This is a genomic window from Haloarcula sp. Atlit-47R (assembly GCF_003665985.1).
Lineage (GTDB): Archaea > Halobacteriota > Halobacteria > Halobacteriales > Haloarculaceae > Haloarcula > Haloarcula taiwanensis.
In genome coordinates this window covers 1,298,126-1,315,749 of the sequence record NZ_QPLQ01000001.1, presented here as the reverse complement: position 1 = coordinate 1,315,749, position 17,624 = coordinate 1,298,126, and the positions used below count along the sequence as shown (strand labels likewise).

General features: G+C 63.8%; 18 protein-coding genes. 8 read left to right on the top strand and 10 right to left on the bottom strand.

Going from position 1 to position 17,624, the window contains the following annotated elements; all coding sequences use genetic code 11:
- Positions 1 to 2 precede the first annotated feature (2 nt).
- Positions 3 to 1,229 (top strand): YihY/virulence factor BrkB family protein, encoded by a 1,227-nt coding sequence (locus tag DVK00_RS06855; protein WP_121577479.1) that lies wholly within the window; start codon positions 3 to 5, stop codon positions 1,227 to 1,229.
- Entirely contained in the window at positions 1,226 to 2,119 is an 894-nt protein-coding gene (locus tag DVK00_RS06850; protein WP_121535986.1) for a phosphatase PAP2 family protein, read from the top strand. Before DVK00_RS06855 ends, DVK00_RS06850 begins: the two co-directional genes overlap by 4 nt.
- A 12-nt stretch (positions 2,120 to 2,131) precedes the next feature.
- Here the strand turns inward: DVK00_RS06850 and glnA are convergent, their stop codons facing one another.
- Positions 2,132 to 3,487 carry a type I glutamate--ammonia ligase gene (gene glnA / locus DVK00_RS06845; protein ID WP_101348879.1) on the bottom strand — a complete coding sequence of 452 codons (1,356 nt, stop codon included), beginning with the start codon at positions 3,485 to 3,487 and terminating at the stop codon, positions 2,132 to 2,134.
- 126 nt (positions 3,488 to 3,613) lie between these two features.
- Between glnA and lrp the strand changes: the two genes are divergently transcribed.
- The 3 genes from lrp to DVK00_RS06830 all read left to right on the top strand — a co-directional run bounded on the left by lrp (position 3,614) and on the right by DVK00_RS06830 (position 6,293).
- A complete protein-coding gene (lrp, locus tag DVK00_RS06840; protein ID WP_004960124.1) occupies positions 3,614 to 4,072 on the top strand; it encodes an HTH-type transcriptional regulator Lrp in 459 nt (152 codons plus the stop codon).
- 140 nt (positions 4,073 to 4,212) lie between these two features.
- Positions 4,213 to 4,809 carry a TetR/AcrR family transcriptional regulator gene (locus tag DVK00_RS06835; protein WP_121535983.1) on the top strand — a complete coding sequence of 199 codons (597 nt, stop codon included), beginning with the start codon at positions 4,213 to 4,215 and terminating at the stop codon, positions 4,807 to 4,809.
- Entirely contained in the window at positions 4,806 to 6,293 is a 1,488-nt protein-coding gene (locus DVK00_RS06830) for an MATE family efflux transporter (RefSeq protein ID WP_121511996.1), read from the top strand. Before DVK00_RS06835 ends, DVK00_RS06830 begins: the two co-directional genes overlap by 4 nt.
- A gap of 46 nt (positions 6,294 to 6,339) precedes the next feature.
- Here DVK00_RS06830 and DVK00_RS06825 read toward each other — a convergent pair whose 3' ends face one another.
- On the bottom strand, positions 6,340 to 6,882 hold the full coding sequence (locus tag DVK00_RS06825; RefSeq protein ID WP_199722446.1) for a Rieske 2Fe-2S domain-containing protein: 543 nt from the start codon (positions 6,880 to 6,882) through the stop codon (positions 6,340 to 6,342).
- Between the two features lie 97 nt (positions 6,883 to 6,979).
- Here DVK00_RS06825 and DVK00_RS06820 point away from each other — a divergent pair, with 97 nt between their 5' ends.
- Both DVK00_RS06820 and DVK00_RS06815 read left to right on the top strand, forming a co-directional pair.
- A complete protein-coding gene (locus DVK00_RS06820; protein WP_121577477.1) occupies positions 6,980 to 7,228 on the top strand; it encodes a hypothetical protein in 249 nt (82 codons plus the stop codon).
- A gap of 270 nt (positions 7,229 to 7,498) precedes the next feature.
- Positions 7,499 to 7,807: an NAD(P)H-dependent oxidoreductase gene (locus tag DVK00_RS06815; protein WP_121535974.1), complete on the top strand. Its 309-nt coding sequence runs from the start codon at positions 7,499 to 7,501 to the stop codon at positions 7,805 to 7,807.
- Positions 7,808 to 7,809: 2 nt separating this feature from the next.
- Here the strand turns inward: DVK00_RS06815 and DVK00_RS06810 are convergent, their stop codons facing one another.
- Both DVK00_RS06810 and DVK00_RS06805 read right to left on the bottom strand, forming a co-directional pair.
- Positions 7,810 to 9,330 (bottom strand): hypothetical protein, encoded by a 1,521-nt coding sequence (locus DVK00_RS06810; RefSeq protein ID WP_121577476.1) that lies wholly within the window; start codon positions 9,328 to 9,330, stop codon positions 7,810 to 7,812.
- A gap of 138 nt (positions 9,331 to 9,468) precedes the next feature.
- Positions 9,469 to 9,963 (bottom strand): hypothetical protein, encoded by a 495-nt coding sequence (locus DVK00_RS06805; RefSeq protein WP_121511993.1) that lies wholly within the window; start codon positions 9,961 to 9,963, stop codon positions 9,469 to 9,471.
- Between the two features lie 171 nt (positions 9,964 to 10,134).
- Here DVK00_RS06805 and DVK00_RS06800 point away from each other — a divergent pair, with 171 nt between their 5' ends.
- Positions 10,135 to 10,995, top strand: a complete 861-nt coding sequence (locus tag DVK00_RS06800) for a transcription initiation factor IIB family protein (RefSeq protein ID WP_101348872.1) — start codon at positions 10,135 to 10,137, stop codon at positions 10,993 to 10,995.
- Here DVK00_RS06800 and DVK00_RS06795 read toward each other — a convergent pair.
- From DVK00_RS06795 to DVK00_RS06770, 6 genes are all read right to left on the bottom strand, one after another.
- Positions 10,974 to 11,690 carry a P-loop NTPase gene (locus tag DVK00_RS06795; protein ID WP_121577475.1) on the bottom strand — a complete coding sequence of 239 codons (717 nt, stop codon included), beginning with the start codon at positions 11,688 to 11,690 and terminating at the stop codon, positions 10,974 to 10,976. The two genes, DVK00_RS06800 and DVK00_RS06795, sit on opposite strands and share 22 nt — an antisense overlap.
- Complete coding sequence (locus tag DVK00_RS06790; protein WP_121577474.1) at positions 11,687 to 12,451, bottom strand: hypothetical protein; 765 nt, start codon at positions 12,449 to 12,451, stop codon at positions 11,687 to 11,689. The genes DVK00_RS06795 and DVK00_RS06790 overlap by 4 nt, the downstream gene beginning before the upstream one ends.
- Positions 12,452 to 12,483: 32 nt before the next feature.
- Positions 12,484 to 13,293, bottom strand: coding sequence for a hypothetical protein (locus DVK00_RS06785; RefSeq protein WP_101348869.1), 810 nt, complete (start codon positions 13,291 to 13,293; stop codon positions 12,484 to 12,486).
- Positions 13,290 to 13,625, bottom strand: a complete 336-nt coding sequence (locus tag DVK00_RS06780) for a hypothetical protein (protein WP_101348868.1) — start codon at positions 13,623 to 13,625, stop codon at positions 13,290 to 13,292. Before DVK00_RS06780 ends, DVK00_RS06785 begins: the two co-directional genes overlap by 4 nt.
- 154 nt (positions 13,626 to 13,779) lie before the next feature.
- Entirely contained in the window at positions 13,780 to 14,052 is a 273-nt protein-coding gene (locus tag DVK00_RS06775; RefSeq protein ID WP_101348867.1) for a hypothetical protein, read from the bottom strand.
- 2 nt (positions 14,053 to 14,054) lie between these two features.
- Entirely contained in the window at positions 14,055 to 17,582 is a 3,528-nt protein-coding gene (locus DVK00_RS06770) for an LAGLIDADG family homing endonuclease (protein WP_121577473.1), read from the bottom strand.
- Positions 17,583 to 17,624 lie beyond the last annotated feature (42 nt).

Below are 17,624 nucleotides of genomic sequence, written 5' to 3'. Positions count from 1 at the left end.
GCGTGGACCGCACACGCGCTGTCTCCGTCGGTCAGGAGGTCATCCGCACGGTACGGGAGGAGGAGGTCTCCTTTCTCGCAGCCGGCATCGCCTACTACATGTTCGTCTCCCTGCTGCCGCTGTTGTTGCTGACGCTGGTTGTCGGTACGCTGGCGGGCGGGGAGGCCTTCGCCGAGCGAGTCGTCAGCGCCGCCGGTGACGTGCTTACGCCGGCGGCGTCGACACTGCTCGAAGACGCGCTGACCAGCGGGGCCGGCCGCGGGGGTGCGACTGTGCTCGGTGTCGGCGTCACACTCTGGAGCGCGCTCAAGGTGTTCCGCGGGCTGGATACAGCTTTCAGTCGCGTCTACGGGACGGACGGCCCCGACTCCATCGTCGGTGAACTCGTCGACGGGCTGGCCGCGCTGGGCGGCATCGGCATCGCACTGGTCGGGCTCGGTATCATCGGCGCGTTCGGGACGGTACTCGGTGTGCAAGTCGCGCTCGGCGGGCTCGCGCTCGTGCCCGTGCTGGCGATCGCGTTCCTTCCGCTGTACTACCTGTTCCCCGATCAGAAAATGACGCTGCGGGAGGCCGTCCCCGGCGCAGTGTTTGCCGGTGTCGGGTGGACGGTGCTCGGGACGGGGTTCAACGTCTACGCGGCACAGGCCGACTCCTATCAGGTGTACGGGATCATCGGCGGGGTCCTGCTGCTCGTGACGTGGTTTTACTTCGCCGGACAGGTGCTGCTCGTGGGGGCAGCGGTCAACGCGGCGCTCACGGACCGGCAACTACAACAGGTATCGCACCGACGGTCCGGCAAAGCGATGAGTGAGGACGCTGACGAAACCGACACGCCCCCGCCGGCCGGAACCGGACGAGACGCCGATGCGCTGACAGACGAGGAACTGCAGGACCTCCGCGAGGAGTTCGAATCGTTCCGCGAGGACGTCGAGGACCGAACGCTCCACCGTGACGAGGTGAAATCGGACCTCAAGCAGTACGTCCGCCGCCGGATGCGCCGCGGCCACGCCCGACAGTGGGGGCCCTACATCGTCTTGCTGTACGGCACGATCATGACCCTTGGCGCGTTCTACTACCTGCAGGGCATGTGGGCCGTGCTGGCGATGCTGGTCATCTGGCTGTCAGTGCTGGGCCTTTATACCATCATGATTGCGGTCGGCGTGACACTGACTGCCACCGGCCTCCCCGGACGGCTCATCGACCGCGTGCGCGACTGGCGACAGTGATACGGGCTGTCGGCGTCACCGAGGTGCTGTCGGCGCTGCCCGGTGCAGTCGTCGTGCTGTTCGCGCTGCTCACCCAGCTTGGGGATTTCTGGTTCACCTTTCTGGCCTGTGGCCTGCTGTACTGGCTCGGCCCGTGGACACCGAAACTCGGTCGGGACCTCACTCGCGACCGGACGGCGATGCTGGTGGCGCTGCTCGCAGTCGGTGTCGCGCTCGTCGTGTCACTGAAGGGTATGTTTGCACTGCCGCGGCCGCCCGGGGCAGGCACGGCCACCCACGCCGAGCTACTTCCAGCGGCGCTGCGGGGCGTCTACAAGTCGATGGCGACCGGAGAAGGGTTCGGCTTCCCGAGCGGCCACGCCACCCTTTCGCTGCTCGTCTGGGGCGGTATCGCGTGGGCGCTCCGGGTCGGCACGCGCCGACAGCGCACCGCTGTCGCCGCGACAATCGTTGCCCTCATCGGACTCTCTCGGCTAGTACTGGGCGTCCACTACCTCGCCGACATCCTCGCGGGCTTTGTCATCGCCGGGACGGCCCTCGCACTCGCCCTCGGGACGCTCAAAACGCCCGAGCGGGTGTTCGGACTCGCGGCTGTCATCGCCGTCATAGGGCTGCTCGTCAGCGGCGTCTCTCGTAATTCGGCCGGAGCGTTAGGCGTTGCTGTCGCGGGCGCTGTGGTCTGGTCGCGACTGGGTGATACGATTCCGGAGCCGACCCGGCACGGTGTCGGTATCACGGCGTTGCTGGGCGTTGTCTCAGTCGGAACGTTCCTCGGCGTGACGTTCGGATTAGACCCGTCACCGGTTGCCGTCACGCTGCTTGCGGCGCTCGGGACCGGAGCCCTGCTGACGCTACCGCTGGCTGGTGAGCGACTCGCGAAAAAATACTGAAGCGGTGGCCGTTTAGAACTTCTCGAGGTAGCGGTCGAGTTCCCAGTCGGAGACGTCGACCAGGTACTCTTTGTGTTCCTGACGCTTTGCCTCGACGAAGTTCTCGAAGACGTGCTCGCCGAGCGCGTCGCTGATGACTTCGTCCTGTTCGAGTTCATCGACGGCTTCGCCGAGGTTCTCTGGCAGCGTGGTGATGCCGTACTCCTCGCGTTTCTCTTCGTCGAAGTCGTAGATGTTCTCCCGGACCGGGTCCTCGCATTCGAGGTCGCGCTCGATACCGTCGAGCCCGGCGTGAATGAGCGCCGCGAAGGCGAGGTACGGGTTACACGACGGGTCGGGGAAGCGAGCCTCGATACGGCTTGCGGCCGGGGTTCGGGCGGCCGGCTTGCGGATGAGCGCCGAGCGGTTGCGGTCCGACCAGGCGACGTAGACCGGGGCTTCGTAGCCCGGGACCAGCCGCTTGTAGGAGTTCACCGTCGGGTTGGTGACCGCGGTGATGGCCGGTGCGTGTTCGAGGATACCGGCGGTGAAGCTCTTTGCCGTCTCGGAGAGGTTGAACTCGTCGTCCTCGTCGTGGAACGCGTTCTCGCCGTCCTCGGTGAACAGCGAGATGTGCGTGTGCATGCCGGAGCCGTTGATCTTCGGGATGGGCTTTGGCATGAACGTCGCGTGCAGGTCGTGTTCGGCCGCGATGGCGCGAACGACGGACCGGAAGGTGGCGACGTTGTCGGCCGTGGTCAGGGCGTCGTCGTAGGTGAAGTTGATCTCGTGTTGGCCCTGTGCGACCTCGTGGTGGGAGGCTTCGATGTCGAAGCCCATGTCTTCGAGGCCGTAGATGATGTCACGGCGCACGTCGGAGGCGAGGTCCTTCGGCGCGAGGTCGAAGTAGCCACCGGCGTCGTTGGTCTTGGTGGTCGCGCGACCCTCTTCGTCTTCCTCGAAGAGGAAGAACTCGGGCTCGGGTGCGGCGTTGACCGTATAGCCCATGTCGTTTGCGCGCTCGATGGCACGCTTCAGGACGCCACGCGGGTCGCCGGAGAACGGCTTGCCGGTCGAGGTGTCGATGACATCACAGATGAGGCGGGCACTCGAACCACCTTCGACGTTTTCTCTCCACGGGAGCACGGAGAACGTCGACGGGTCCGGGTCCAGGCGCATGTCGGACTCCTGAATCCGGACGAAGCCGTTGATGGAGGACCCGTCGAAGTAGATGCCCTCTGTGAACGCTTTCTCTGCCTGGTCGGCTGTGATCGAGACGTTCTTGATCGTGCCGAGGATGTCGGTAAACTGGAGCCGAAGGAAGTCGACGTTCTTCTCTTCGATCTCGTCGAGTACCTCCTCCGCCGCCTCTGAAAGTTCGCTTGTCATCTTTGGACACCCGATAGGAGCGGTGCTACTACTAAAACCCTGCTGATTTGCGCAAAGGTTTCGACGCTTTCGCCTACATTTGGACATTCGTAAAATTCTAATCCCTGGGGGGCGTCTCCAAGCGTAATGACGTACGAAAATCTCGACCGTGAGTTGGTGAATGCACTTCTGGGTGACGGCCGTGCCAGCCTCCGGAGCCTCGGAGAAGACCTCGACGTGTCGGTAACGACCGTCTCGAACCACCTCTCCGACCTCGAAGACGAGGGGATCATCAACGGGTATACTCCCAAGGTCGATTACGACAAGCTCGGCTACGACGTGACGGCAATCATCCAGCTCAAGGTTGAGGGGTCGTCGCTCCCGGCGGTCACCGAGGACCTCAAAGAGCACAAGCAGATGATTTCGGTGTACGAGGTCACCGGCGACTACGACATCATCGCGGTCGGGAAGTTCACCGACACCGACGGCATGAACGCCCAGATAAAGGAACTGCTCACCGACCCGGACATCAGGGAGTCGAACACCTCCGTTGTGCTCAACGCCGCCAGCGAACACGAGCAGTTCGACCTCGATCTGAAGGAGTAGCGACCGCCCTTCTACCATCGTGCCGAACGCTCTCAGAGCGACAGCTCTCGTGAGTCTGACCCATCGATGGCATGGCATGCACACCCATCCGCAGAGAGTACCGACGAATACTTGACTGACCAGTCAGTTAGTTTCGCGTAATGAACGACGGCGACACGGCCGACGATATTATGGATGCGACCTACCGTGCGCTGTGTACGTACGGCTATGCGGACCTGACGATGCAGGACATCGCCGACGAGTCGGACAAGAGCAAGGCCGCCCTCCACTACCACTACGACAGCAAGCACGACCTCCTCTGTGCGTTTCTCGAATACCTGTACGACGGGTTTGTCGACCGGATCGAAGACCCGGAGGGCGAAACTCCACACGCGCGCCTGCTTTCGCTCGTTGACTCTGTGCTTGACAAGCCGGACGACGGGAGCGAGGAGTTCGGGACGGCGATTCTCGAAATCCGTGCCCACGCACCATACGAACCCGGCTTTCGTGAGCGGCTGACGAAATTCGACGAGTACCTCATCGACGAACTCGAAGCGATTCTCGAAGACGGCATCGCTGACGGGACGTTCAAATCAGACCTCGACGCCGAGGAAACGGCTCGGTTCATCGTCACCGTGCTGACCGGCGCAGCGACCGAGCGCGTTACGACCGGTCGCCCGGTCGAGTGTACCAGACGGATGCTCACCGAGTATGTCGAGACACATCTTCTGGACGGCCAGCAGGAGGTCACAGCGTGAGCGTCCGGCAGAAACTGGCTCGGCTGGGTGCGCGACTCGGGAACCTGTTCAAGGGACAGGATGAGTTGGACCTGACCAGTGGCGACATCGGCAAGCCGCTACTGTTTCTCTCCTTTCCCATCGTCATCACGAACCTGCTACAGGTGGCGTATAACCTCGCGGACACGTTCTGGCTGGGCCAGTACTCCACGACGGCGCTTGCGGCGATTTCCTTTGCCTTCCCGATGATCTTCCTGCTCATCTCGCTCGGCATGGGACTGTCAGTGGCGGGCAGCGTACTGGTCGCCCAACACACCGGGGCCGAGGAGCACCGCGAGGCCGAGTACGCCGCCTCCCAGACGGTGACGTTCGCGCTGTTGGCCTCTGTGTTGCTCGGCGCGACGGGTTACTTCTTCGTCGAGGACTTCCTGTCACTGCTAGGTGCATCCAGCGAGGTGCTCCCGGGCGCGACCGGCTACCTGCAGGTCGTCTCGCTCGGGCTGACGGCGATGTTTGGCTTCTTCGTATTCATCTCGCTGATGCGCGGAGCCGGCGATACCATCACGCCGATGCTGGTGATGTTCGGGACCGTCGTCCTGAACATCGTCATCGACCCGTTCCTCATCTTCGGCTGGTGGGTGTTCCCCGAGATGGGCGTCGTCGGCGCGGCCGTCGCGACCATCTTCTCGCGTGGTGTCGCGCTGGTCGTCGGCATCGCCATCCTGCTGTCGGGCAGGCGCGGCGTGCGGATTCACCTCGGCGACATGTCGCCCGACCTGGAGTACCTCCGGAAACTGCTGCGGCTGGGCGTCCCGGCCTCCGTCGAGGGGACCGGGCGTGCGCTGTCGGTCAACGCCATGCTGTTCATCGTCGGGACGTTCTCGGTCACCGTCGTGGCAGCCTTCGGCGTCGGCATCCGCGTGTTCTCGCTGGTGTTCATGCCGGCCATCGCGATGGACCGCGGCGTCGAGACGATGACCGGCCAGAACCTCGGTGCCGAGCGGCCTGACCGCGCGGCGACGGCCAACCACTTCGCCGCGAAGGTGTCGTTCGTCATCCTCACCGTGCTGGGCGCGGTCACTATCTTCGCCGCACCGACCGTCGTCAGCGTGTTCAGCGACGACCCCGAGGTCGTCCGCATCGGGGCCGAGTTCCTCCAGTGGGTCGCCCCGACCTTCGGCTTCATCGGCATCGTTCGGGCCTACTCTGGCGGGTTCCGCGGGGCCGGCAAGACCCTCACCGCGGCGGCGCTGGCGATTACCATGCTGGGTATTATCCGACTCCCGGTCGCCTGGGTCGCATCCCGACCGGTCACGGTCCCAGCGTGGCTTGGCCCGCAGGTCGTCGACCTCTTCGCGTACTCGCTGGCTGAACAGGGTATCTGGCTCGCCTTCGCCGTCTCGAACGTACTCGCTGCTTTCATCGCCGCCGCCTGGTTCCTCCGAGGAACGTGGCGCGACGCCGACGCGCGGGCCGGCAGCGAACCAGCCGTCGCTGACGACTGACGGCGTCGCTTGCTGGGAGACAACCGCAGAAAAACGCAGACGTGAGTCAGCGCCGTTCGGCCCGCTCGAAGCGCTCGTCCGTGAGGTACACGTCGCCGTCCTGTACTGCGACCTCAACACCGTCGAGAGCGTCACCGGCACATGGACCGTGCGTACAGACGCCGTCCGTGGGTTCGAACTGCGCGCCGTGCTTGTGACACACGAGTTGGTCACCGCGGACAATCGCGCCCCGACCGGGGTCCAGCGGGACCTCGGGCTGGTGCGGACAGGAGTTACGCCAGGCGACGACGGCGTCGCCTGCACGATGCAGGATGCAGTTGACACCTCGTCGACCGTCGCGCGCTTCGAACACGAGCGTGCTGTCGGTGGGCACCGAATCGAGCGCGACGATGCGGCGCGGGTCCGCACCGCCGTCGTTGCCGTTGGGTGACCGCTCGTCGTCATCGCCAGACTGGTCGTTGTCGCCAGTGCCCGAAAAACTGAACCGGACGGTCGCGTCGCCGGCTTCGACCTCGCCACCGTCGTCGTGGATGCGGACCGACTCCGACTCGCCGTCGGTGTCGACGGTCACGTCCACGGGATCACTCATAGCGAGTTGTCGGCGGTTGACGCACATAGCGATGTCGAAGTTGTCCGCAGCATGCCGGTTGCAAAACGGAATTATGTCAGCCCCTCGGAACGTGGGTATGGACCGAGACGACGTGTCCGTCGAAGTCGAAGTCGAGGTAGAGATAGACACAGCGGAACTGGAAGCAGAAGTCGAAGATATGGCGGAGTTCGAAGCCGAACTGGAAGGCAAGGGCGTCGAAATCGAACTAGAAGCTGAAGTCGAGTTCGCCGAGAGCGACGAACACGAGGCAGTGGACGAGACGGCGGAGTCGGAAGTCGACGAGGAGATAGACGGGACAGCGGAGCGCGACGAAGATCAAAAGTAGTCACAGACAGCGACAGCGGCGATCGGCAGGACGATCTTCAGTAAGCGAGAGGAAATCAAGTTCCGATCGCAGGTGCGTACCGGTCGGAGCCCGTGGCTCTTCAGCGGTGTGATTGAGAGGGGGCGATCAGTGTTCAGTATCGTCGGCCGTGGCGACGGTTTCATAATGTCACTCTGGACCGTCTAGCCGCGTAGCTACCTCTCAGAGTGCGTACTGAAATTTATTTCTCAGAGTACTCACCAATAGGCACCGGCTATGGACAGGCACACCATGCACGACACGCCACACGTTATCGGGATCAACGGCAGCCTTCGAGACGACATCGGAACCAGAGTCGCCGTTCAGCGCACCCTCGACGCGGCGGCGGGGGCTGGCGCAACGATTGCGCACATCGACCTGCGGGAGTGGGACCTCTCGCTGTTCGACCCCGACACGTGGGCTGCCTTCGAGGACGGCAGCATCGCCAACAGAGACATCGCTGACCGCATCGAGGAACTGGGCGAAGACGTCGTCGCGTACGCAGGGATTGCGGACCGACACGGGGAGACAGAGCAGTCGGAACTGGCGACCGGTGACTGAGGTTACTCGAACCAGTCGACGAAACTCCCCTCAAGCAGATTCTCTTCCTGATGACGGATGTAGGTGGCCTGCATCCCCCAGATCGCTTCAGCAAGCGGGACGTTCTCCTCGACGCGGCGGCGAACGTAGTCGTGTTTCCACCGTGCGGGCGTGAGCCGGCGATCGACGCGCTCGCGCAGCGGCCGGATGTAGCTGTGGGCCTCCTCAGCCGAGAGACCGCGCTGTTCGAGACCCTCGCGTGCGTGCTCGAACAGTTCGCCGTATATTTCTTCGGTGCTGGTCGTCGTCGCCCCGTCGGCGGTTATCCACTCGATTTTCGCCCGGAGACCGTTCCGGGCGGCGGTGTAGAAGTTCTTCTTCGCCGTCTCCCAGTCCAGCGACCGGATAGGGTGTTCGAGCTGTGGTAGGCTCTCCATCAGGCCAGCAAAGACAGCGGCGAATCCGATTGCATCGTTGACGGTCGGCTGTGCAGCCAGCGGGCGGAACTCGATGCGAGCGTTGGCCGCCGACCGGGTCGGCCCCTCGAACACCGGCCTGACCCACCGCCAGTACGTGCCGTGCTTGTGTCGGAAGTGGACGAAATCGTCGTCGAAGCGGGTCCCCGACTGTAGTTCGACCGGAACGATGGTGTCGTCCTCGACGATATCGTCGATGGCCGCCTCGACTGAGTCGAAATCCGGCGGAAAACACACTTTCGGTGGCGTCGAATCGCCGTCGGGCGGGTTGAGCACTGACTCGAAGACGCCGATACGGTTCTCCATGTTCGCCCCGGCGACGATCTCCAGATCGGGCGCGTCGTCGTAGAGGTCCGGCGGGAAAAACGGAGAGTTGACGCCAAGCGCCAGCAGCGGCGCAGCAATTCGGAGTGCGTACGTGAAATACTCCGGTAGGTCCGGGGCGTGTGGAATCTGGTAGTGGGGTTGAATCGAGGTGATGAGCGACTCCGGCATCACCGTCTCGGCCTGTAGCGAGACGTGTGGCGCGTCGATTTCGAACGCCGAGGGGTAGTCCGTGTTGGCCATCGTGTGATAGCGGACGGAGTCGGACATGTTCGTCCCGATGCGGACGCCGTTCTGTTCGACGCAGTCACAGAGGTACTCCCGGGCCGTCTCACCGGCGGGTGGAACGGTCCACATACCGTCGGAGACGAGCCGGATACCCTCGTTGCGTACCCGTTGCTGGGCCGGCATCAGCGACGCCTTCAGTTCGTTTCGCTGGGCCGCCAGCCCATGCGTATTCAGCGGCTGCGGACTCGTCTGCATCTCCGCGTTGTGCAGGCCGAGTTCCTTCTCGAATCCGATGAGTTCGAGCAACTGTCGAGGGACCCGCTGGAGCGCGTCGGTCTGCTCGTCAACGGCGTACAGCTCCAGTTCCATACCGACGATCGCTTCCGTGTTGTCGAACGTCCCGTCGCGAACAGCGGATTTGAGCGCTTCGGCTTCCTCGCGCGCCTGTTCGTTGAACGACTCGCTATCCGCCGCAAGCACCTCGGCCACCCGGTCTGCCAGTTCCGAAGCCGACATAACTCCGCGTTTGCAGCCATAGGTGTTAAGCATGCCCCAGACAGGTCGCGAGGAGCGAGACAGCGGTTTCGACACCCCCACAGCAGCTCGCCGATGTTACTCACTCCCGACCTCGCCGAGAGAGTTATGCGCACACCCTCACAACAGCTCGCCGATGTCGCTCATCGTCTCTCTTAACGGGTCCCGTTCCGCAGTCGTCAGTGCGCCCTCGACCGCATCGCGGGCCGCGGGCAACGGCTCGTGCGTTTCGATGTACACCGCCAGGGCAAACTCCTGTTCAGTTACGTCAGCGAGTGCGATGGCATCGCTGCGAGAGAGGTCCCCGGCGAGCCAATCGGCGATTATCTCACGGCCCTGTGGGCCGACCGGTGACACTTGCTCACCGACGAGATGGAGCGTCTTGGCGGCCATCACAGGCGCAACACCGGCGGTTCGGCCCGCATCGCCGACGCTCTTGCCGGCTGCGTAGGCCTCGACGACGGTCGCCGCTGTCGCCGCCGAGCACGGGAGGTCGTCGGCCACGGGAGCCAAGCGCTCCGAGAGCGGCGCGTCCGTCTCGTCGACAGCAGCGACGCCGTGGTCACGCTGGTGGGTCGTGACCTCGACACCGGCAGCGATATCCGACAGTGCCATTAAAAATTTTCTTTTCCGTATTGGAATTTAATGCTGTCGGTATCCCGATAGACTCTGGTACCGACCCCGACAGCTACCTACCGGTTACCGGTTGGCAGTTTCGACGAAAACCGCCCGGAAACCCGTCTTTGCATCGGTTTTTTAACCCGCCATCCAGCCGTAGGTGGAAACATGAGTACGACGGTAACGCAATGTCCGGAGTGTAACGGGTCAGTCAAACAGCAGGGCGTCGAGTCGGTCTGTAGCGGCTGTGGGTTAGTCGTCGGTGAGGACGCCATTGATCCCGGCCCAGAGTGGCGGTCGTTCGACGATGACGACACGGACCGGGCACGCACGGGCGCGCCGTTGACGCGGTCCCGTCACGACCGCGGCCTTTCGACGAAAATCGGCCGGTCGACGCGGCTCAAAGGGCGCAAACGCCGTCAGTTTGCTCGCCTCCGCCGCGAACACAACCGCGCCCAGATCAGTTCGAAGCGTGAGCGAAACAAGGTGTATGCCTTCACCGAGATACGGCGTATCATCAGTTCGATGGCGCTCTCAGACGCAATCAGAGACCGAGCGTGCGTGCTGTTCGAATCCGCACAGAACGAGGGCCTGCTGCAGGGACGGACGCTTGAAGGGTTCGCAGCCGCGGCCATCTACGCCACTTGCCGAACCGAAGGCGTTGCCCGGACCGTCGACGAACTCTGTACTGTCGCCAAAGCGACCCAGGCAGAGCTTCGCGCGGCGTACGACGCCCTGAACAGAGAACTCGGGCTACCGACTGGGCCGATTGACCCCCGCGAGTACGTCCCCCGGTTCGCAACGACGCTGGACCTGCCTACGGAAGTGCGACAGCGCGCAGAGCGGCTCGTCGACGTGGCACAGGACCGTGGACTGGTCAGCGGGCGCAATCCGGCCGGTGTCGCTGCGGCGTGTCTCTACACCGCAGCCCAGGAGCAGGACGTGGCGCTCACGCAGGCCGAAGCAGCAGAGACAGCAGACGTAACGCCGGTCACGTTACGGGGGACCTACACCGAGCTACAGGAGTAAGCGGCGTCGGCGAGCGCTTCAAGCGAGTGTTTGGCCGGCGTGTCCGGGGCTATGTCTCGAAGCGGCTGTCCGTGCGCCTGTGCCGTCGATAGTGGCTCACTTTCCGGGATGGCAACGACTGGCGCACCGAACCGGTCTGCGGCGGCGCCGGTCGCAGAGTTCGGACCGGCTCGGTTGAGAACGACCCGACAGAGTCCGGCGTCGAGTTCGCGGGCCAGCGCCCGAACCCGGAGCGCGTCGGCGAGGGCCGCACCTTCCGGCGTCGTGACGAGTACCGCGGCGTCGGCGGCTGCAAGGGGCAGCCCTACGTCGGCGTGCAGGCCGGCTGGCGAATCCACGATGACCCAGCGATAGGTCCGCTCCAGCGCAGCGAATACGTCTGTGAGGGCCTGCAAATCGGTACTTCGAGCGCCGGCTAGCGTTCGTCCGCACGGGACGAGAGTCACGGGACCGTCCTCGCGGACAGCCTCGTGTGGGTCGGCGCGGTCAGCGAGAACGTCGTGCAGGTCGGGGCCGTGGCTGGACGGGAGGTCCGCCATCCCGAGATCGCCGTCGACGACGACGCTCCCCGCGTTCGGGTTCGAGAACGAACCCCTGCTGTCAGCCCGTTCGAGTTCGTCGAGTTCCGCCGCGAGATTGTACGCGACAGTCGACTTGCCGACGCCGCCCTTGCCGCCGGTGACTGCCAGAATCATGCCAGCCGGGCCAGCGTTTCGGTCGGCACCGTGGTGGCCGCTCGTCGATCGGCGAGCCGCTCGGCCCGCCGGGCCAGCGCCCGGAGCATTTGCTCGTCAGTATCGCCGCGTGCCGCAACCGTCCGGACGCCGGAGAGGCCGTCTGCCGCGCGAACTGCAGCTGTCGCCGCCGACAGCGACTCTGCCTCAGCCAGCCGCTCGGCACAGTCTACCCGCCGAGCAACGGTTTCGAGCCACTGCAAGACCGCATCGGGGAGTTGCTGCTCCGGACGCCGGCCGGACGCCCCCGGCCCGGTTGACTGATGACTTCCCTCTGGCAGTCGTTCGATGTCCCGCCCGGGTGTGGGGCCGAGCGGTCCAGCGCTCGATGTTTGGGATACGTGGGCCGACTCAGCTGTTGGCACAGCATCAGAAGGCGGTGACGGGTCACCCAGCTCTCTGAGTACGGCAGCTGCAGAGTCGAGTCGCTCGTCGGCGATACTAGTCTCAGGCGCTGGCTCGGCACGCACCAGCTCCGCCGGCTTGGCGGCCGGCGGGGCCGGCGTCGCGTACCCGAGCGCGTGTGTCCCCGGCCTAACGACTCCCTCGAACCCACCTTCCGACCAGCCGGCCTCAGGGACGCCCTGCGTCCTCGGTGGCCAGAGCGGACCATCGAGACGATTCTGAACGGTAATTCGAGTCGGTTCAGGGATGTCGCCGACAGTGGCCGTGACGAGCGTCACGTCGTCGACTCGCTCGGCGCGACAGTCGAAGGTAACCATAGGGTCGGTGGCCTGGCCCTCTGATTTAAAAGTCAGCAACGAACGACAGGGGCGTCGAGACAGTCTGATGCAGCTGTCGGCGATCTGAACCGGTTCGTTTCGAGGACGACCGGTGCGGGCGTCTTCGCGAACCGGAGCACGCCCAGAGCGGCCGTTACTGGATCGGCGTCGAACGGGCTGTCCGGAACTGGCCCCGGAACGGTGTCGATGGCCCGAGCAAACGTCTCGGTACATCGGTCGACGAGAGTTGCCCGAGCGCTCCGCCGGAGGTTGGCCAGTTCGTCGGCAAACCGACGCTGTTCCTCCAGCGTGTCCCGGTAGGCGCGTGCCCGCTCCCGGCGGAGTTCGCGAGTTTCGCTGACGGCAGCCCGCCGCGTCTCCCGTTCGCTCAGTTCCGTTGCCGCGTCGCGGAGGGCGGCCTGTGCCGCTTCGTCGTCTGCACCGACCGCCTGCCGAGCGGTGAGACGCCCGCGGTGGGTAGCGACCGCTTCCTGCAGGCCGTCGATGGTCGACTCCGAGACCGGGTCGACAGGGTCCGGCAGCTCCGGCGGCGAACACTCAAGCTTGGCCAGTTTTGCGCGGCAGTCCGCGATAGCGTCGTCCTGCGGCGTCTCGTATCCCCGTGACCGGGCGGCAGCCGCAAGTGCAGTTCGCGTTCGGAGTCCCATCGACGGGTGGACGTGTCCGGCGTAAACGTACACGGCCGGCGGTTCCGGACAGGACACAGCCGGAAGGCACCGCCGTCCGCGGATGCTCGCGGCGACGGTCCGACCGTCGACGGTTCGGGCACGGAGGTCGACGACAGCACCCGTATAAGTAGTTCCAGCGACGCGGAGCTTCACAGGTTAACGCCTCGGAGTTGGTCCGGGTCCGGGAGATCACGTCCCGACGCGAACCGCTCGTAGGGCGTCGCCGGTTGCTCGCGTGCCTCGTACCGCCTGGCCGCCTCACGAACGTGTTTCGGGACATCCGTCGGTTCGAACGGCTCAACGCGCTCGATCTGAACGTCAAGCCCGTGTTTCTCGTGGAGTCGGAGCGCCTGAAACGCCCCGAACTCGGTCCCGGAGAACAACGCTGCTCTCCCGAACTGCCGAACGACACAATCTTCGTGGGCACGACAGACGTTCCGCAGGTCTCTGCGTGCCGGCCGAGAGTACGTGACGACGAGTAGCACTGGATAGACATTGCTATTATTGCTATAAAATTTTACTGAATTGAAGTAGTTTTATAGTGAATATATGAAGGTCTGGAGGAGAAAATAGAGGGTAATCGGGACAAAACGGTACAGTCTGCGGGCGAGATCGACAGCCCCACGACCCCGAGGCGGCCTACTCGACGGCCGTGACGGTGAACTCACCGGCGTCCGAAACGAGGTCTCGAACCCGTTCGCGGGCTGCTGTCTCGGACGGCGCAAGGACAACGAGCCCGTCAACGGCGGCCCCGCCGCTCGCCCGGTATGCCTGCAGGTCGCCCTCGAACTCAGTTGCGTAGGTCCGGAGCGTTCCGCGAACGTCCCGTTCAAGGTCACCGAGCGACTTCGACCCGGCCTCGAAGTCGGCCAGCGCCTCTTCGATGTTGCGGAGTGCGGAAATACGGTCCATATTCAGGTCGTCCGGAGATGGTCCGTCCGGGGCTCGTACACCTCGCCCTTCTGTTTCAGCTTGTCAATCTCGTGTTCGGCCTTGGACTCGTCGATGCCGACCTCCTCCGCGCGCTCGATGACCACGTCAGCGGGTGCGCCCTCGTCGTACTCGTCCTCGATGTCGGAGATGATGCCCTTGATGTTCTGGATGCGGTCGCGCTGGGTCTTGGACTGGCCTGTCTCGACCACATCGGCGTCGAACTCGCCGGTTTCGGGGTCGACCCCGATTTCTTTCAGGCAGTAGTGGGCGATGTCGACGGCCCGGTCGGCGTCGGCCTCGTCGACGGTGTCCGACAGCCGAATCCGGGCGGACGCCTCGGCAAGCCGGACCAGCGCCTCCAGTTTCCGGGCGGTGACCGGGACCGGCGCGTCTTCGTCCTGGCCCTTGAGCCGCAGGTCGACGTAGAAGTCCTCGATTCGCGATTTCGCATCCTCAGTCATCGTCGGGAAGCAGTTGCGCTTCGCGTAGGCAACGTACTTCCGGAGGAGATCTGGTTCGATGGTCGGTGCGACCTCCTCGGTGACCGTGTCGACCTCTTCCTCGCTGAAATTCGAGGTCGGATTCTGCGTCCGGTGGGTGTTGAGTTCGCCGGCGTAGTTGGTCTGGATGATGTGTTCGGCGAGGTTCCGGTCGGCCTCCTCGTCGGGCTTGTCGGTGACGGTGAAGATGAGGTCGAACCGGGAGATAAGCGCCGGTTCGAGGTCTATCTGCTCGCCGATTGGTTCGTACTGGTCGAAGCGGCCGTACTTCGGGTTGGCCGCGCCCAGCAGCGAACAGCGGGACTTGAGCGTCGCGTTGATGCCGGCCTTCGAGACGCTGATTCGCTGCTGTTCCAGCGCCTCGTGCATCGCCGACCGGTCCTCCGGCGTCATCTTGTCCAGTTCGTCAATGGCAGCGATACCCTGGTCGGCGAGCACGAGTGCGCCCGCTTCAAGCGTCCACTGCTGGCCGTCGCCGAAGTCGTCGCGCACGGCCGCGGCGGTCAGCCCCGCGCTCGACGACCCCTTCCCGGAGGTGTAGACAGAGCGGGGCGCGATATTCTCGATATATGATAACATCTGGGAGTTGTGCGAGACAACCCCGTTAGTGAGGTAATTGTGCGTGCCCTCGATTTCGAGGTCGTAGACCCACTCTTCGTCGTGGTCGATGGGTTCTATCGATTCGATTCGGTCCCACGCGACGTCTCCTTCGACGAGTGCAGTGAGTGCATCCAGGTCTTGACGGAGTGAGCCGGTTCCGCCCCCGTCGCTGGCCGCAACGTCACCGGACGGAGGCTCGTGACTCATCTCAGCTAACCGCGTCTCGAACGCATCGAGAACCGATTCGAGACTGTCACGACTCGGGTTTCTGCGCCCCCGTTCGTAGTGTTGATACGTCGACCGTGGAAGGCCACATTCGGACTGCGTCAGTCCAAGCGTCTCCCGGATGCGACGGAGTTCCGGACCCAGAGCAGGGACGGTATCCAGGTTCGTATTTCCGCGGGTGCCCTCGAATTTCTGGCAGGCCTCAGTCTTTCGCTCCGTAACGAATCCGATGGTTTCCGCGTACTCGTGGACGGACTGCCCGGAGATTCGGAGCCGGTAACTTCCGTTGTTTCGGGATTGGAGTTGCGCCGTGATTCCCTGTGTCACGAGGAGTGTCCGGACATCTTCCAGCAGCGGCTTACTCATCGAAGCAACGGTAATTTCCCGTTGTGACTTCGAGACGTGGCCCTCCCCTTCGATATATCCCCGAAGGAATCCGGAGCCGACGTCGTCGCTAGCCCGCATGATAGCTCGCGGAACGCGTCTGTCCGCCGACGACGCGAGCAGCGTCTCGTCCAGAGATGCGAGGAAGCTCACGAACTCACCGGCCGAACACAGCAGTTCGCGGGCAGCCTTCCCGTCGTGGGAGTCGCGTTCCGTGACGTTGAGATTGAGCGACTCTAGAACGGATTTCGCGTCATCGAGCACTTCGGAGTCGTTGTTCGTTATCGAAACGAAGCCGGTGTTGTCCGGGCGCTGTTCGACGTACCCTTCGGCGACGATGTATCCGATGAGCCGGGCCAGTTCGGGAGTCCACGTCGCCGGCAGGTCGAGGTCGACCCTGTTGTTCGCCTGTGATTTTCGGAACGTGACGTCCAGTTCGTCGCAGGCGGCTGTAGAGAGGGTCCGAGGGACTGCGATGTGAGTCCCGGTCTCCAAGTCCTCGGCTTTCCTGGCCTGGAACCGACCGGCGGATTGGACAAACAGTGGATGGGACGGAGTGGCGTCGAGTTCGTGCCCAGTCGCGGTCCGTATCCGATACAGGGAGTCCGGTGCTTCGCGTTTCCAGACCTTTGTCGCTCGCTGGGCGGCTATCGTTCCGTCGGACTGGAGTGACGGGACATCGAAATCAGCGGTGTCCCACACCCCGTCGTCGACCGGTTTGGGGTCGTCCAAGTTCGATTCGACGAGCTCCCGTATCGGGCGTTCGTGACCGTCTGCGAGTGTCACTCTGGTATCACCGTGAACGCATTTCCCCGTCCCAGGGTCACCTATCAGCAACATATGGAGGTCCCCGCGTATACGCGAGCCGTCAGGAAGCTCCTTGGTCACGCCCGAGAAGAGCTGGAGCATCATCGCGAGCTTCTCCTTCTCGTAGCCGTAGATGGAGGGGGCGATAGCGCCGACCATCTTGTCGTAGATGTCGGATTCGTTGGAGAGTTCGACGATTTCCTTCTTGTCGGCGTCGGTGATCTCCATATCCTCGAACTGCTCGTCCTCGATTTCGACGCTGATACCCTCCATGTAGATGTCGAACATCGGGGACTTCTCGTTGTCCGATCCCCGCTGGTCGAGTTTGAGGACACCGGTCACGCGGACGTGGTCGCCCGCGGTGACGTGGCCCGTGATGTCGTCCTCAATGTTGACATCGATAGACTGGGGCGTCTCGCCGCCGCGGAGTCCTTCGGGGGACTCCTGGACGCGGAGCTTCTGGGCGTCGATAAACTGGGACTGGTCGGTGTTGAGCCGGAACGGCCCCTGTCGCTCACAGCCCTGACACTCGTGGGGCTCCTGAAAGTCACCGGCAGCCTGTGGGATGCGCGTGAGTGTGCCACAGCGCTGGCACTCGAATGCGGCCTCGATAACCTTCGGCCGCACGTCGGTCGCCTTCCGAATGATGCCCTGGACGGCGACGAGGTTGCCGTGGTGTTCGTGGCGCAGGTCCCGGATGTCCTCCGACTCGGGGAGGTTCCGGACGCGGACGTGAGCCTGGCCAAGCGAGACGTCGACCGGGAGGTCGTACAGTCGAAGGGCCTCCTCGGCGTACTCCTGAATCTGCTCTGGCTTGGTCCGGTAGTCGTCCGCCAGGTCCGGATCGAAGCGATAGAGGTCGTCCCAGTCGATATACAGCGATTTCTGGTCGTTCGGGTATTTCTGGGCGAGCTCACCGATTTCGTTGCGGTAGTAGTTGCGGTAGAACTCCTCGAAGCGGTCGATGAGTTCGGTGTTCTCGGCGGTCGCCATCTGAGTGGACAGTGGTTATGCCCACTGGCCTAAGAAGGTTCG

Excerpts from the sequence above, each read along its gene's own strand:
- glnA (WP_101348879.1), bottom strand. The coding sequence starts at position 3,487 with ATGACAAGCGAACTTTCAGAGGCGGCGGAGGAGGTACTCGACGAGATC.
- lrp (WP_004960124.1), top strand. The coding sequence starts at position 3,614 with ATGACGTACGAAAATCTCGACCGTGAGTTGGTGAATGCACTTCTGGGT.
- DVK00_RS06835 (WP_121535983.1), top strand. The coding sequence starts at position 4,213 with ATGAACGACGGCGACACGGCCGACGATATTATGGATGCGACCTACCGT.
- DVK00_RS06825 (WP_199722446.1), bottom strand. The coding sequence starts at position 6,882 with ATGAGTGATCCCGTGGACGTGACCGTCGACACCGACGGCGAGTCGGAG.
- DVK00_RS06820 (WP_121577477.1), top strand. The coding sequence starts at position 6,980 with ATGGACCGAGACGACGTGTCCGTCGAAGTCGAAGTCGAGGTAGAGATA.
- DVK00_RS06815 (WP_121535974.1), top strand. The coding sequence starts at position 7,499 with ATGCACGACACGCCACACGTTATCGGGATCAACGGCAGCCTTCGAGAC.
- DVK00_RS06810 (WP_121577476.1), bottom strand. The coding sequence starts at position 9,330 with ATGTCGGCTTCGGAACTGGCAGACCGGGTGGCCGAGGTGCTTGCGGCG.
- DVK00_RS06805 (WP_121511993.1), bottom strand. The coding sequence starts at position 9,963 with ATGGCACTGTCGGATATCGCTGCCGGTGTCGAGGTCACGACCCACCAG.
- DVK00_RS06800 (WP_101348872.1), top strand. The coding sequence starts at position 10,135 with ATGAGTACGACGGTAACGCAATGTCCGGAGTGTAACGGGTCAGTCAAA.
- DVK00_RS06795 (WP_121577475.1), bottom strand. The coding sequence starts at position 11,690 with ATGATTCTGGCAGTCACCGGCGGCAAGGGCGGCGTCGGCAAGTCGACT.
- DVK00_RS06790 (WP_121577474.1), bottom strand. The coding sequence starts at position 12,451 with ATGGTTACCTTCGACTGTCGCGCCGAGCGAGTCGACGACGTGACGCTC.
- DVK00_RS06775 (WP_101348867.1), bottom strand. The coding sequence starts at position 14,052 with ATGGACCGTATTTCCGCACTCCGCAACATCGAAGAGGCGCTGGCCGAC.
- DVK00_RS06770 (WP_121577473.1), bottom strand. The coding sequence starts at position 17,582 with ATGGCGACCGCCGAGAACACCGAACTCATCGACCGCTTCGAGGAGTTC.